Here is a 13,593-nt window from a genome sequence, read left to right on the forward strand (position 1 = left end):
TTGGCATTTATTCAGGAAAGCCGGCAAGTATAACGGGGGCGGACGAGGAGGGCGAGTTGAAGACGGGCTTAAGGCTGATGCAAGACTAATGGGGGAGGGGCTTGTGGTGGTGAGGGGGCTTTTCCCCCGAAAAACCAATGGGACTGCTTCGCAGTCCAGCGCGGGGCAAGCCCGCTCACCACAGCAAGCCCGCTTACCACACAGCAAGCCTGCTCACCATAGCAAGTCCCACAGGGGATTTTGGTGTGGCTTAAGACTGGTACTGGCTCAGTAACCGCTCCATACGCGCATCCAACCGACGCTTGATCTCGGTTTCGATATGCGGGGCAAAGTCGTCGATTACGTCTTGCATGATCAGTTGCGCGGCGGCGCGCAGTTCGTTGTCCAGGTGCAGCAGCAGGGCGTCGGGGCCTTTTTCGGCCGTTGCAGGGGCGGCGGCCTTGACCACCGGCGCCGGCTCGACCGGCTTGCCACCGACCATATCGAATAACAGCGGAATCTGCGGCTCGCCCTCGGCGGGCTCGGTCAACAGCGGCGGCTGCACGTTGTCATCACCCAGCAACTGACGGATCGACTCCAGGTCGTCCAACAGGTGGTCGTCTTTTTTTAGAGGGTTTGGCGTGTCCATCATTTACTCAAAGTCGTTGTAGCCGGTGATCCTGCAGAGGATAGCCCTGTTCGCGGTAGAAACGGAAACTCTCCCGCGCGGCCTGACGAATAGCCGGATCTTCCACCACCACTTCCGCCACACGAGCGAATGCCTTGGCGAACGGCGGCACTTTCAGGTCCAGGTTGACCAGCAGGTCGTGGTGATCGCCGCAACTGTCGCCTAAACCCAGCACTACCAGGCCTTCAGGTTCAGACTCGGCGGGGCCGTGGGGCACGAAGCTTTCGCCCTTGAAGCGCCACAGGCGGGCATCCAGCTCGTTGCGCTGGGCGGCATCGCTGCAATGCAGGTAGATGCGGTGGCCCATGCGCCAGGCTTTTTCGGTGAGTTTGCAGGCAAAGTCCAGGCGCGCGAGCGGGTCGGCGCTGGGCAATATATAGAAGTCGACTTGGGTCATTGCGGTTCCTGGGCGGCCTCAACAAGGGTAAAAGGCAGCTTGTTGTGGCGAGCAAGGGTGCTTACGCTGGGCTGCGAAGCGCCCCCAAAAAGCTGGGGACTGCTGCGCAGTCCAGCGGGAGCAAGCGCCCTCGCCACATCAAGCCCGCTCCGACCGGGTCAGGCCTTGGCGCGATCCAGCAGGTATTGGGTCAGCAGGGGCACCGGGCGGCCAGTGGCGCCCTTGTCCTTGCCGCCGCTGGTCCAGGCCGTGCCGGCGATGTCCAGGTGCGCCCAGTTGAAGTTCTTGGCAAAGCGCGACAGGAAGCAGGCAGCGGTGATGGTGCCGGCTTTCGGGCCACCGATGTTGGCGATGTCGGCGAATGGGCTGTCCAGCTGTTCCTGGTACTCATCGAACAGCGGCAGTTGCCAGGCGCGGTCGTCGGCGGCCTTGCCGGCGCTGAGCAATTGCTCGATCAGCTCATCGCTGTTGCCCAGCAGGCCCGACGTGTGGGAGCCCAGGGCAACGATGCAGGCACCGGTCAGGGTGGCGATGTCGATCACGGCCTGCGGCTTGAAGCGCTCGGCGTAGGTCAGGGCATCGCACAGCACCAGACGGCCTTCGGCGTCAGTGTTGAGGATTTCGACGGTCTGGCCGCTCAGGGTGGTGACGATGTCGCCTGGACGGGTCGCGCCGCCGCTCGGCATGTTCTCGGCGCAGGCCAGGATGCACACCAGGTTGATCGGCAGCTTGAGTTCCAGCACGGCACGCAGGGTGCCGAACACGCTGGCGGCGCCGCCCATGTCGTACTTCATTTCGTCCATGCCCAGGCCCGGCTTGAGGCTGATGCCGCCGGTGTCGAAGGTGATGCCTTTGCCGACCAAGGCGTAAGGCTTCTCGGACTTCTTGCCGCCGTTGTATTGCATCACGATCAGGCGTGGCGGCTGGTCGCTGCCTTGGCCCACGGCATAGAACGAGCCCATGCCCAGTTCCTTGATCTTCTTCTCGTCCAGCACTTCGACTTTCAAGCCCTTGAACTCTTTGCCCAGCGCCTTGGCCTGTTCGCCCAGGAACGTCGGGTGGCAGATGTTCGGTGGCAGGTTGCCCAGGTCGCGGGTAAAGGACATGCCGTTGGCGATGGCCTGCGCGTGGGTCACGGCGCGCTCGACTTCAGCCTGGGCAGCCTTGATGGTCAGCAGAGTGATTTTCTTCAGCGCACGCGGTTCGGCTTTCTGGCTCTTGAACTCGTCGAAAATATAACCGCCGTCCACCAGGGTTTCGGCCAGCAGGCGGGTTTTGCCGTAGCTGTCACGGCCTTTTACAACGATTTCATCGAGGGCCAGCGTCGCATCGCTGCCGCCCAGGCCCTTGAGGGTCGTGAGGATACCGCTGATGATCTTGCGGAACGGGCGGTCGCCCAGTTCGGCGTCTTTACCCACGCCGACCAGCAACACGCGCTCGGCCTTGAGGTTGGGCAGGCTTTGCAGCAGCAGGCTCTGGCCGACTTTGCCGGCCAGGTCGCCGCGCTTGAGCACCGCGCTGATGGCGCCGCCGCTGAGTTCGTCGAGTTGCTTGGCGGCAACGCCGAGCTTGCGGCCTTCGCCGATGGCGACCACGAGGGTGGCGGTTTTCAACGTTTCGGGGCTAACGCTTTTTACAACCAATTCCATTTTCGGGTCCCTTATAAAGGTCTGTTAGCCAAGAGTCTGTACTCCGGCTTTAATACCAGGCAGCTGTGTAAACCGCCGGTGACAAAGGCCGCAGTTTGAACCTCGCCGACGGAGCCTGACAACCCTTGCCACCTGCTTTGTGCATGTGCATGAGGTTGCGCAGTGACAGGCGCGGTCAATCACAGGATAATGCGCCATCTTTTTAGCCGGCCCTGTGTCAATGGGCTGACTCGGTATGCTTGCTTGTTTGGCCGCCTTAGCCTGACAACCCTGGAGTGTCTGGTTTGATCGTCTTCCGTTATCTGTCCCGCGAAGTCCTGTTGACCCTGAGTGCCGTGAGTGCGGTATTGCTGGTCATCATCATGAGTGGTCGTTTCGTCAAATACCTGGCCCAGGCTGCCTCCGGCGCCCTCGATCCGGGCTCGCTGTTCCTGATCATGGGCTTTCGCCTGCCGGGTTTCCTGCAGCTGATCCTGCCGTTGGGCCTGTTCCTCGGGATCCTGCTGGCCTACGGCCGGCTGTACCTCGAAAGCGAAATGACCGTGCTCTCGGCCACCGGCATGAGCCAGCAGCGTCTGCTGGGCATGACCATGATCCCGGCCGCCGGCGTCGCGCTGATCGTGGCCTGGCTGAGCCTGAGCCTGGCCCCTCAGGGCGCCATGCAGTTCCAACTGGTGCTGAACAAACAGGACGCGATGACCGAGTTCGACACCCTCGAACCCGGCCGCTTCCAGGCGCTCAATGACGGTTCACGGGTGACCTACACCGAAACGCTGACCGACGACCGCGCCAACCTGGGCGGTGTGTTCATCTCCGAGAAGCGTCTGGGCCAAGACAAGAAAGACCGTGGTATTTCCGTGCTGGTGGCTGATTCAGGTCGCCAGGAAGTGCGTCCTGACGGCAGCCGCTACCTGATCCTGGAAAATGGCTATCGCTACGATGGCAGCCCAGGCATGGCGGATTATCGCGCGATCAAGTACGACACCTATGGCGTGATGCTGGCTCGCCCGGACATCAGCGATGAAGTCACCGACCGCGATGCAATCCCTACGATGGACCTGTTCGGCAGCAACGAACTGCGTTCTATCGCCCAGTTGCAGTGGCGCTTATCCTTGCCTCTGTTGGTGTTTATCGTGACCTTGATGGCTGTGCCTTTGGCCCGTGTCAACCCGCGCCAAGGCCGTTTCCTCAAGCTGTTGCCAGCGATCCTGTTGTACATGGCTTATCTGACGATGCTGATCTCTGCCCATGGGGCGGTAGAGAAAGGCAAGCTGTCGCCGACCCTGGGCTTGTGGTGGGTGCACGGGATCTTCCTCGCAATCGGCCTGGGGCTGCTTTATTGGGAACCTATACGTTTGAAAATGAAGAGCCGTCGTGGCCAGAAGGAGTTGGCTCGTGGCTAAGCTCGATCGCTACATTGGTAGCAGCGTACTGATCGCCATCCTGGCGGTACTGGGCATCATCCTGGGCTTGGCCTCGTTGTTCGCCTTCATCGATGAAGTCGGCAACGTCAGCGACACCTACACGGTGTGGGACGTACTTAGCTACGTGGCCCTCACCGCACCGCGCCGCCTTTACGACATGATGCCGATGGCCGCGCTGATCGGTTGCCTGATCGGCCTAGGCAGCCTGGCCAGTAGCAGCGAACTGACCATCATGCGCGCTGCGGGTGTGTCCATTGGGCGTATCGTCTGGGCCGTGATGAAACCCATGCTGCTGCTGATGGCCTGCAGCGTGCTGATCGGCGAATACGTGGCGCCACCGGCCGAAACCACCGCCCAGGCCAATCGCGCCCTGGCGCAGGGGTCGGGCGATGCGCAAAGTTCCAAGCACGGCCTGTGGCACCGCCAGGGCGATGAATTCATCCACATCAACGCCGTGCAGCCAGGCGGCCTGTTGATTGGTGTGACGCGCTACACCTTTGACAAAGAACGTCACTTGTTGGAGTCGAGCTTCGCCAAACGTGCGCAATACAGTGGCGAAAAATGGCAGCTGAGCGACGTCACCACCACGTACTTCCGCAATATTGGCCAAGGCACCAACGCCCGTACCGAAGTAATCAACGTGCCGAGCGAAGAGTGGGATATCGCCCTCAAGCCGGAACTCTTGAATACCGTGGTGATGATCCCGGAAAGCCTGCCGATCTCGGGGCTGTGGAGCTATATCCACTACCTCAAGGACCAGGGCCTGAACAATGGCCGTTATTGGCTGGCATTTTGGGTCAAGGTGTTGCAGCCGGTGGTCACCGCGGCGTTGGTGTTGATGGCGATTTCGTTCATCTTCGGCCCGTTGCGTTCGGTAACCCTGGGCCAACGCGTGTTTACCGGCGTGCTGGTGGGCTTCACCTTCCGCATCGCCCAGGACCTGCTGGGCCCGTCGAGCCTGGTGTTTGGTTTCTCGCCGCTGTTTGCGGTGCTGGTGCCGACCGCCATCTGCGCCCTGGCCGGGTTCTGGCTGCTGCGCCGGGCGGGCTAACCGCGCGCTTATGAGCAAAAAATGCCCCGGTCGAGAGATCGGGGCATTTTTGTTCTGGTCAGCAAAGATGACGCCTGGCCTGAGCATCAGGTACAATTCCCGGCTATTTTTCAGCGGGCAATCTGCCTGCAGCCTTTTTGAGTGTTGATCCGTGAGTGATTTGAGTCATATCCGCAATTTCTCCATCATCGCCCACATTGACCATGGTAAGTCGACGCTGGCCGATCGATTCATCCAGATGTGCGGCGGCCTTGCCGAGCGTGAAATGGAAGCCCAGGTACTGGATTCCATGGACCTCGAACGCGAGCGCGGGATCACCATCAAGGCCCACAGCGTGACCCTGTACTACACCGCCAAAGACGGTATCAAGTACCAACTGAACTTCATTGACACCCCGGGCCACGTCGACTTCACCTATGAAGTCAGCCGTTCCCTGGCGGCCTGCGAAGGTGCGTTGCTGGTGGTGGACGCGGGCCAGGGCGTTGAAGCCCAGTCCGTGGCCAACTGCTACACCGCCATCGAGCAAGGCCTGGAAGTGATGCCGGTGCTGAACAAGATCGACCTGCCACAGGCCGATCCGGACCGCGTCAAAGAAGAAATCGAAAAAATCATCGGCATTGACGCCACCGACGCTGTCGAGTGCAGCGCCAAGACCGGCCTGGGCGTCGACGAAGTGCTCGAGCGCCTGGTCAAGACCATTCCCGCCCCCACCGGCAACTACGAAGATCCGCTGCAAGCGTTGATCATCGACTCCTGGTTCGACAACTACCTGGGCGTTGTTTCCCTGGTACGCGTGCGCCATGGCCGTGTGAAAAAGGGCGACAAGATCCTGGTCAAGTCCACCGGCAAGATCCACCTGGTGGACAGCGTCGGTGTGTTCAACCCCAAGCACACGGCTACCACTGATCTGAAAGCCGGTGAAGTAGGCTTCATCATCGCCGGTATCAAGGACATTCACGGTGCACCGGTCGGTGACACCCTGACCTTGAGCTCCACCCCTGACGTCGACGTGCTGCCGGGCTTCAAACGCATCCAGCCGCAGGTCTACGCCGGCCTGTTCCCGGTCAGCTCCGACGACTTCGAAGATTTCCGCGAAGCCCTGCAAAAGCTCACCCTCAACGATTCGTCGTTGCAGTACACCCCGGAAAGCTCCGACGCCCTGGGCTTCGGCTTCCGTTGCGGCTTCCTCGGCATGCTGCACATGGAGATCATCCAGGAGCGTCTTGAGCGCGAGTACGACCTGGACCTGATCACCACCGCGCCGACGGTTATTTTTGAGCTGGCGCTGAAAACCGGTGAAACGATTTACGTCGACAACCCGTCCAAGCTTCCAGACCTGTCTTCCATCGAAGACATGCGCGAACCGATCGTGCGCGCCAATATTCTTGTGCCGCAGGAACACCTGGGCAACGTCATTACCCTGTGTATTGAAAAGCGTGGCGTACAGCACGACATGCTGTTCCTCGGTACCCAGGTGCAAGTGACCTACGATTTGCCGATGAACGAAGTGGTCCTGGACTTCTTTGACCGTCTCAAATCCACCAGCCGCGGCTATGCTTCGCTGGACTACCATTTCGACCGGTACCAATCGGCTAATCTGGTGAAACTGGATGTGTTGATTAACGGCGACAAGGTCGATGCCCTGGCACTGATCGTGCACAAGGACAACGCGCACTACAAAGGTCGCCAGTTGACCGAGAAGATGAAAGAACTGATCCCGCGCCAGATGTTCGACGTTGCGATCCAGGCCGCCATCGGCGGGCAGATCATTGCGCGGACCTCGGTCAAGGCCCTCAGAAAGAACGTACTGGCCAAATGCTACGGCGGTGACGTAAGCCGTAAGCGCAAGCTGCTTGAAAAGCAAAAGGCCGGTAAAAAACGCATGAAGCAAGTGGGTAACGTGGAAATTCCACAAGAAGCCTTCCTTGCGGTGCTCAGGTTGGATAGTTAGGTCCTATGTCGCTAAATTTCCCGCTGTTGCTGGTCATCGCCGTTGCCGTTTGCGGTCTGTTGGCATTGCTCGATCTGGTCTTCTTCGCCCCGCGTCGTCGGGCGGCTATCGCGTCCTATCAGGGCAGCGTCAGCCAGCCCGATGGCGTGGTCATCGAGAAGCTGAACAAAGAGCCTTTGCTGGTTGAATACGGCAAGTCGTTCTTCCCGGTGTTGTTCATCGTACTGGTGCTGCGCTCGTTCCTGGTGGAGCCGTTTCAGATCCCGTCGGGCTCGATGAAACCGACCCTGGACGTGGGCGACTTCATCCTGGTGAACAAGTTTTCCTATGGGATCCGCTTGCCGGTGATCGACAAGAAGGTCATCGAAGTCGGTGACCCGCAGCGCGGCGATGTGATGGTGTTCCGCTACCCGAGCGACCCGAACGTCAACTACATCAAGCGTGTGGTCGGCCTGCCGGGCGACGTGATTCGCTACACCAGCGACAAACGCCTGTTCATCAACGGTGAATCGGTGGCCGAGAAATTGATCGGTTCCGAACCGAACAGCCTGGGCAGCGCCGAGCTGTACCAGGAAAAACTCGGTGCGGTCGAGCACGAAATCCGCAAGGAAATGAGCCGCTACCGCGCGACGCCTGATGGTGAATGGAAAGTGCCGGCCGGGCACTACTTCATGATGGGCGACAACCGTGACAACTCCAATGACAGCCGCTACTGGGATGATCCCAATATTCCCAAGGACCTGCTGGGCATGGTTCCCGACCAGAATATCGTCGGCAAGGCCTTTGCGGTCTGGATGAGCTGGCCGGAACCCAAACTCAGCCACCTGCCGAACTTCTCGCGAGTCGGGCTGATCAAGTAATACAAGCGGCGCTGTGAACACAGCGCCGAATGCTTTTCTGGGGCTCGGACATTTCCGGCCTCATGCAGCACCAACCAGGATTTGAATTTGAACACTGCGTCAATCGTCGATGGCCGCCGGTGCCACCAACTAGATATGGATAAACCGTGACCGTTTCTCTAGCACGTCTCGAGCGCCAGCTCGGCTACACCTTCAAGGACCAGGAATTGATGGTCCTTGCCCTCACACACCGCAGCTTTGCAGGGCGCAACAACGAGCGCCTGGAATTCCTCGGTGATGCCATCCTCAATTTCGTCGCCGGTGAAGCGCTGTTCGAGCGCTTCCCCCAAGCCCGTGAAGGCCAGCTGTCGCGCCTGCGCGCACGCCTGGTGAAGGGCGAGACCCTGGCCGTACTGGCCCGTGGCTTTGGCCTGGGCGAATACCTGCGGCTGGGTTCCGGTGAGTTGAAGAGCGGCGGTTTCCGGCGTGAATCGATCCTGGCCGATGCCCTCGAGGCGTTGATCGGTGCGATCTACCTCGATGCAGGCATGGAAGCGGCCAAGGAGCGCGTCACTGCGTGGCTGACTTCCGAGATCGAAAGCCTCACGCTGGTCGACACCAACAAAGATCCCAAGACCCGCCTGCAGGAATTCCTGCAGTCCCGCGGTTGCGAACTGCCACGCTACGAAGTGGTGGATATCCAGGGTGAGCCCCATTGCCGCGTATTCTTCGTGGAATGTGAAATCACCTTACTGAACGAAAAAAGCCGAGGTCAGGGTGTGAGCCGTCGTATTGCCGAACAGGTAGCGGCCGCTGCAGCACTGATTGCCCTGGGCGTGGAGAATGGCCATGACTGATTCAACCGCAACACGCTGTGGCTATGTTGCCATTGTTGGCCGCCCCAACGTGGGCAAGTCCACGCTGCTCAACCACATCCTCGGCCAGAAGCTTGCGATCACCTCGCGCAAGCCGCAGACCACCCGCCACAACATGCTGGGCATCAAGACCGAAGGCACCGTGCAAGCGGTCTACGTCGACACCCCGGGCATGCACAAAGGCGGCGAGAAAGCCCTTAACCGCTACATGAACAAGACCGCTTCGGCGGCGTTGAAAGACGTCGACGTGGTGATCTTCGTGGTCGATCGCACCAAGTGGACCGACGAAGACCAGATGGTCCTCGAGCGTGTGCAGTACGTCACCGGCCCGCTGATCGTCGCGCTGAACAAGACCGACCGCATCGAAGACAAAGCCGAGCTGATGCCGCACCTGACCTGGCTGCAGGAACAACTGCCGAACGCCCAGATCATGCCGATCTCGGCCCAGCACGGTCACAACCTCGAAGCCCTGGAACGCGTGATTGCCGGCTACCTGCCGGAGAACGAACACTTCTTCCCGGAAGACCAGATCACCGACCGCAGCAGCCGTTTCCTTGCCGCCGAACTGGTGCGCGAGAAAATCATGCGCCAGATGGGCGCCGAGCTGCCGTACCAGATCACCGTCGAAATCGAAGAGTTCAAGCAGCAGGGCAAGACCTTGCATATCCATGCGCTGATCCTCGTCGAACGTGACGGCCAGAAGAAAATCATCATTGGCGACAAGGGCGAGCGCATCAAGCGCATCGGCACCGAGGCGCGCAAGGACATGGAATTGCTCTTCGATTCCAAGATCATGCTCAACCTGTGGGTGAAGGTTAAGGGTGGCTGGTCCGATGATGAGCGTGCATTGCGCTCGTTGGGCTACGGCGACTTGTAAGGTCCTGAATATACCGCAGCGCTGAAACTGTGGGAGGGGGCTTGCTGTGGTGAGCGGGCTTGCCCCGCGCTGGGCTGCGAAGCAGCCCAAAACCAGGCACTGAGATCTGCCTGAAAGAACTGCGGTGATTTGTCTGGGGCCGCTGCGCAGCCCAGCGCGGGGCAAGCCCGCTCACCACAGTGGTTCTTCGCTATTTCATGGTTTGTGTTCCGTCATCGAGACTCCCATGTCCCAATCCCCACCCCCCAGCCAACTCGCGTATGTCCTGCACAGCCGCGCCTACCGCGAGACCAGCGCCTTGGTGGATTTCCTCACGCCACAAGGCCGCTTGCGCGCAGTCTTGCGCAGCGCGCGGGGCAAGGCGGGCACGTTGGCGCGGCCGTTCGTGGCCCTGGACGTGGAGTTTCGCGGCAAGGGTGAGCTCAAAAACGTCGGCCGCCTGGAAAGCGTCGGTACCTCCGCCTGGCTGAATGGCGAGGCCCTGTTCAGTGGCCTCTACCTCAATGAGTTGCTGATCCGTCTGCTTCCCGCGGAAGACCCGCACCCGGCGGTCTTCGATCACTACGCCGCCACCCTGATCGCCTTGGCCGAAGGCCGGCCCCTGGAACCGTTGCTGCGCGCGTTTGAATGGCGCCTGCTCGACGACCTGGGCTATGGCTTTGAATTAAACAACGACCTGCACGGCGACCCCATCGCTGCCGACGGTATGTACCGACTGCAAGTCGACGCGGGCCTGGAGCGCGTGTACCTGCTGCAACCCGGCTTGTTCCAGGGCACCGAGCTGTTGGCCATGAGCGAAGCCGACTGGACCGCCCCCGGCGCCTTGTCCGCCGCCAAGCGCCTGATGCGCCAGGCCCTGGCCGTGCACTTGGGCGGACGGCCGCTGGTCAGTCGCGAGTTGTTTCGAAAGCCCTGACATCCCCGTGTATGCTGTGCAGCGTTTCTTTCCCCTTTTCAGGAGCGCTTCCGTGAGCACCAGCAATCGCATTCTTCTTGGCGTCAATATCGACCACGTCGCTACCCTGCGTCAGGCCCGGGGCACCCGTTACCCTGACCCTGTCAAGGCTGCGCTGGACGCCGAAGAAGCGGGCGCCGACGGCATCACCGTGCACCTGCGCGAAGACCGCCGCCACATCCAGGAGCGCGACGTGCTGCTGCTCAAGGATGTGCTGCAAACGCGCATGAACTTCGAAATGGGCGTCACCGAAGAAATGATGGCCTTCGCCGAGCGCATCCGCCCGGCGCACATCTGCCTGGTCCCGGAAACCCGCCAGGAACTGACCACCGAAGGCGGCCTGGATGTGGCCGGCCAGGAAGCGCGAATCAAGGCGGCGGTAGAGCGCCTGTCGAAGATCGGCAGTGAAGTGTCGCTGTTCATCGACGCCGACGAGCGCCAGATCGAAGCCTCGCGCCGTGTCGGTGCCCCCGCCATCGAACTGCACACCGGCCGTTACGCCGAAGCCACCACACCCACCGAAGTGGCTGACGAGCTGCAGCGCATCATCGACGGTGTGAACTGCGGCCTCAACGAAGGCTTGATCGTCAACGCCGGCCATGGCCTGCACTACCACAACGTCGAAGCCGTGGCCGCGATCAAGGGCATCAACGAGCTGAACATCGGCCATGCACTGGTCGCGCACGCGCTGTTCGTCGGCTTCAAAGGCGCCGTGGCCGAGATGAAGGCGCTGATCCTGGCTGCTGCCAAGGCTTAAAAAACGCCGAAAATCCAATGTGGGAGGGGGCTTGCCCCCGATAGCGGTGTGTCAGTCAGCCTATCTGTCGCTGACCCACTGCAATCGGGGGCAAGCCCCCTCCCACAGTGATTTTTGGTGCATCCAAAGTTGTCGTCATCCAGCCAAACCCTTTGAAATCAGGCATGCGGCAATGCGAAGCCTTACTGTTTAGCCAGTGCAGGTGTATCGTATCTGCCCTTTGCAGGCCCCGAGCCTGCGGCAGATACGTGAGGTTGTTGTGTCCCGATCCTTTTCTCGTCGACAAATCCTGGGTGGTCTTGCAGGCCTGGCCGTAGTGGGGGTGGGGGCCGGTGGCGCCTATCGCTACTGGCTGGGGAAAGTCGCCGAGGCCGAGGCGGGACACGATTACGAACTGATCGCGGCACCGCTGGATGTGGAACTGGTGCCGGGGCACAAGACCGAAGCCTGGGCGTTCGGCCCCTCGGCGCCGGGCACCGAATTGCGCGTGCGCCAGGGCGAGTGGCTGCGCGTGCGGTTTATCAACCACCTGCCGGTCGCCACCACCATTCACTGGCATGGCATCCGCCTGCCGCTGGAAATGGACGGCGTGCCCTACGTCTCGCAATTGCCGGTGCTGCCCGGCGAATACTTCGACTACAAATTCCGCGTGCCCGACGCCGGCAGCTACTGGTATCACCCGCATGTGAACAGCAGCGAAGAACTTGGCCGGGGCCTGGTCGGCCCGCTGATCATCGAGGAGCGCGAACCTACCGGTTTCAAGCACGAGCGCACCCTCAGCCTGAAAAGCTGGCATGTGGACGAAGAGGGCGCTTTCGTGGCGTTCAGCGTGCCCCGTGAAGCGGCGCGTGGCGGCACCGCCGGGCGCTTGTCGACGATCAATGGTGTGTCCCAGGCGGTGATCGATCTACCTGCCGGGCAGATTACGCGCGTGCGTCTGCTCAACCTCGACAACACCTTGACCTATCGCCTCAACATCCCGGACGTTGAAGCGCAGATCTACGCGCTGGACGGCAACCCCATCGAACCTCGCCCGTTGGGCAAGGAATATTGGCTGGGCCCGGGCATGCGTATCTGCCTGGCGATCAAGGCTCCGCCGGCCGGCGAAGAGCTGTCGATCCGCAACGGCCCGGTGCGCCTGGGCACCTTCCGTTCGGTGGCCAACACCGACGCGCCGACCGACTGGCCACCGGCATTGCCCGCCAACCCGATCAGCGAGCCGGACCTGGCCAATGCCGAGAAACTCAACTTCAATTTCGAATGGGTGGGTTCGGTGTCGGTGGATGACGGCAAGCCGCCGAGCCTGTGGCAGATCAACGGCAAGGCCTGGGACATCACCGACAAGACCTGCGCCGACCGCCCGATTGCCAGGCTTGAGAAGGGCAAGAGCTACATCTTCGAACTGAAAAACATGACCCAGTACCAGCACCCGATCCACCTGCACGGCATGAGTTTCAAGGTGATCGCGTCGAACCGCCACAAGGTGATCCCGTACTTCACCGACACTTACCTGCTGGGCAAGAACGAACGCGCACGCGTGGCGTTGGTGGCGGATAACCCGGGGGTGTGGATGTTCCACTGCCATGTGATCGACCACATGGAAACCGGCCTGATGGCCGCCATCGAGGTGGCGTGATGCGCCAGTTTCGCCCTACGGCGATCATCGACCGCAGTCGCGACCAGGACTTCATGCGCGAGGCCCTGGTGCTCGCCGCCCAAGGTGCCGCGTTGGGTGAAGTGCCCGTGGGCGCGGTACTGGTGCAGGACGGTGAAATCATCGGCCGTGGCTTCAACTGCCCGATCAGCGGCAACGACCCCAGCGCCCATGCCGAAATGGTCGCTATCCGCGCCGCTGCGCAAGCCATCAGCAACTACCGCCTGGTGGGCAGTACGCTGTATGTGACGTTGGAACCGTGCAGCATGTGCGCCGGTTTGATCGTGCATTCACGGATTGCGCGGGTGGTGTACGGGGCGCTGGAGCCTAAGGCCGGGATTGTGCAGAGCCAGGGGCAGTTTTTTACCCAGAGCTTTTTGAATCATCGGGTGGTGTTTGAAGGTGGGGTGTTGGCGGAGGAGTGTGGGACGGTGCTGAGTGAGTTCTTCAGGGCCAGACGCGCCAAGCCTGCCCTCTAAGGGACACTGGAGATCAAA

The 13,593-nt window shown here is 60.9% G+C and carries 13 protein-coding genes; 10 read left to right on the forward strand and 3 right to left on the reverse strand.

The genetic code is table 11. The features are described 5' to 3' along the window. Positions 1 to 250: 250 nt before the first annotated feature. The 3 genes from AO064_RS23980 to AO064_RS23990 all read right to left on the reverse strand — a co-directional run bounded on the left by AO064_RS23980 (position 251) and on the right by AO064_RS23990 (position 2,713). Entirely contained in the window at positions 251 to 628 is a 378-nt protein-coding gene (locus AO064_RS23980) for a hypothetical protein (RefSeq protein ID WP_043204835.1), read from the reverse strand. Positions 629 to 635: 7 nt separating this feature from the next. Then, a complete protein-coding gene (locus AO064_RS23985) occupies positions 636 to 1,064 on the reverse strand; it encodes a DNA polymerase III subunit chi (protein ID WP_064054845.1) in 429 nt (142 codons plus the stop codon). Positions 1,065 to 1,222: 158 nt separating this feature from the next. Continuing rightward, positions 1,223 to 2,713 carry a leucyl aminopeptidase gene (locus tag AO064_RS23990; RefSeq protein WP_064054846.1) on the reverse strand — a complete coding sequence of 497 codons (1,491 nt, stop codon included), beginning with the start codon at positions 2,711 to 2,713 and terminating at the stop codon, positions 1,223 to 1,225. A gap of 284 nt (positions 2,714 to 2,997) precedes the next feature. On the opposite strand from AO064_RS23990, the gene lptF reads away from it, so the two are divergent. The 10 genes from lptF to tadA all read left to right on the forward strand — a co-directional run bounded on the left by lptF (position 2,998) and on the right by tadA (position 13,575). After that, on the forward strand, positions 2,998 to 4,116 hold the full coding sequence (lptF, locus tag AO064_RS23995) for an LPS export ABC transporter permease LptF (protein WP_012722398.1): 1,119 nt from the start codon (positions 2,998 to 3,000) through the stop codon (positions 4,114 to 4,116). Further along, positions 4,109 to 5,188 carry an LPS export ABC transporter permease LptG gene (lptG, locus tag AO064_RS24000; protein WP_064054847.1) on the forward strand — a complete coding sequence of 360 codons (1,080 nt, stop codon included), beginning with the start codon at positions 4,109 to 4,111 and terminating at the stop codon, positions 5,186 to 5,188. Before lptF ends, lptG begins: the two co-directional genes overlap by 8 nt. Positions 5,189 to 5,339: 151 nt before the next feature. Further along, entirely contained in the window at positions 5,340 to 7,139 is a 1,800-nt protein-coding gene (gene lepA, locus AO064_RS24005; protein ID WP_003210439.1) for a translation elongation factor 4, read from the forward strand. Positions 7,140 to 7,144: 5 nt separating this feature from the next. After that, on the forward strand, positions 7,145 to 7,999 hold the full coding sequence (gene lepB / locus AO064_RS24010) for a signal peptidase I (RefSeq protein WP_012722400.1): 855 nt from the start codon (positions 7,145 to 7,147) through the stop codon (positions 7,997 to 7,999). A gap of 146 nt (positions 8,000 to 8,145) precedes the next feature. After that, positions 8,146 to 8,835, forward strand: a complete 690-nt coding sequence (rnc, locus tag AO064_RS24015; RefSeq protein ID WP_012722401.1) for a ribonuclease III — start codon at positions 8,146 to 8,148, stop codon at positions 8,833 to 8,835. Next, entirely contained in the window at positions 8,828 to 9,730 is a 903-nt protein-coding gene (era, locus tag AO064_RS24020) for a GTPase Era (protein ID WP_043204836.1), read from the forward strand. Before rnc ends, era begins: the two co-directional genes overlap by 8 nt. A gap of 226 nt (positions 9,731 to 9,956) precedes the next feature. Next, the gene (recO, locus tag AO064_RS24025) at positions 9,957 to 10,646 is read left to right on the forward strand and encodes a DNA repair protein RecO (RefSeq protein WP_012722403.1); all 690 of its coding nucleotides are present in this window, start codon (positions 9,957 to 9,959) and stop codon (positions 10,644 to 10,646) included. A gap of 52 nt (positions 10,647 to 10,698) precedes the next feature. Continuing rightward, on the forward strand, positions 10,699 to 11,442 hold the full coding sequence (gene pdxJ, locus AO064_RS24030; protein ID WP_064054848.1) for a pyridoxine 5'-phosphate synthase: 744 nt from the start codon (positions 10,699 to 10,701) through the stop codon (positions 11,440 to 11,442). Positions 11,443 to 11,701: 259 nt separating this feature from the next. Continuing rightward, positions 11,702 to 13,078: a multicopper oxidase family protein gene (locus tag AO064_RS24035; RefSeq protein WP_102061638.1), complete on the forward strand. Its 1,377-nt coding sequence runs from the start codon at positions 11,702 to 11,704 to the stop codon at positions 13,076 to 13,078. After that, positions 13,078 to 13,575 (forward strand): tRNA adenosine(34) deaminase TadA, encoded by a 498-nt coding sequence (tadA, locus tag AO064_RS24040; protein ID WP_064054850.1) that lies wholly within the window; start codon positions 13,078 to 13,080, stop codon positions 13,573 to 13,575. Before AO064_RS24035 ends, tadA begins: the two co-directional genes overlap by 1 nt. The last annotated feature ends 18 nt before the right edge of the window (positions 13,576 to 13,593 follow it).

This window comes from Pseudomonas marginalis (assembly GCF_001645105.1).
GTDB classification, from domain to species: domain Bacteria; phylum Pseudomonadota; class Gammaproteobacteria; order Pseudomonadales; family Pseudomonadaceae; genus Aquipseudomonas; species Aquipseudomonas petroselini.

What these genes read in the sequence shown, in the direction of transcription:
- AO064_RS23985 (WP_064054845.1), bottom strand. Translation starts at nt 1,064, where the DNA reads ATGACCCAAGTCGACTTCTATATATTGCCCAGCGCCGACCCGCTCGCG.
- tadA (WP_064054850.1), top strand. Translation starts at nt 13,078, where the DNA reads ATGCGCCAGTTTCGCCCTACGGCGATCATCGACCGCAGTCGCGACCAG.
- lepB (WP_012722400.1), top strand. Translation starts at nt 7,145, where the DNA reads ATGTCGCTAAATTTCCCGCTGTTGCTGGTCATCGCCGTTGCCGTTTGC.
- AO064_RS23980 (WP_043204835.1), bottom strand. Translation starts at nt 628, where the DNA reads ATGGACACGCCAAACCCTCTAAAAAAAGACGACCACCTGTTGGACGAC.
- recO (WP_012722403.1), top strand. Translation starts at nt 9,957, where the DNA reads ATGTCCCAATCCCCACCCCCCAGCCAACTCGCGTATGTCCTGCACAGC.
- AO064_RS23990 (WP_064054846.1), bottom strand. Translation starts at nt 2,713, where the DNA reads ATGGAATTGGTTGTAAAAAGCGTTAGCCCCGAAACGTTGAAAACCGCC.
- era (WP_043204836.1), top strand. Translation starts at nt 8,828, where the DNA reads ATGACTGATTCAACCGCAACACGCTGTGGCTATGTTGCCATTGTTGGC.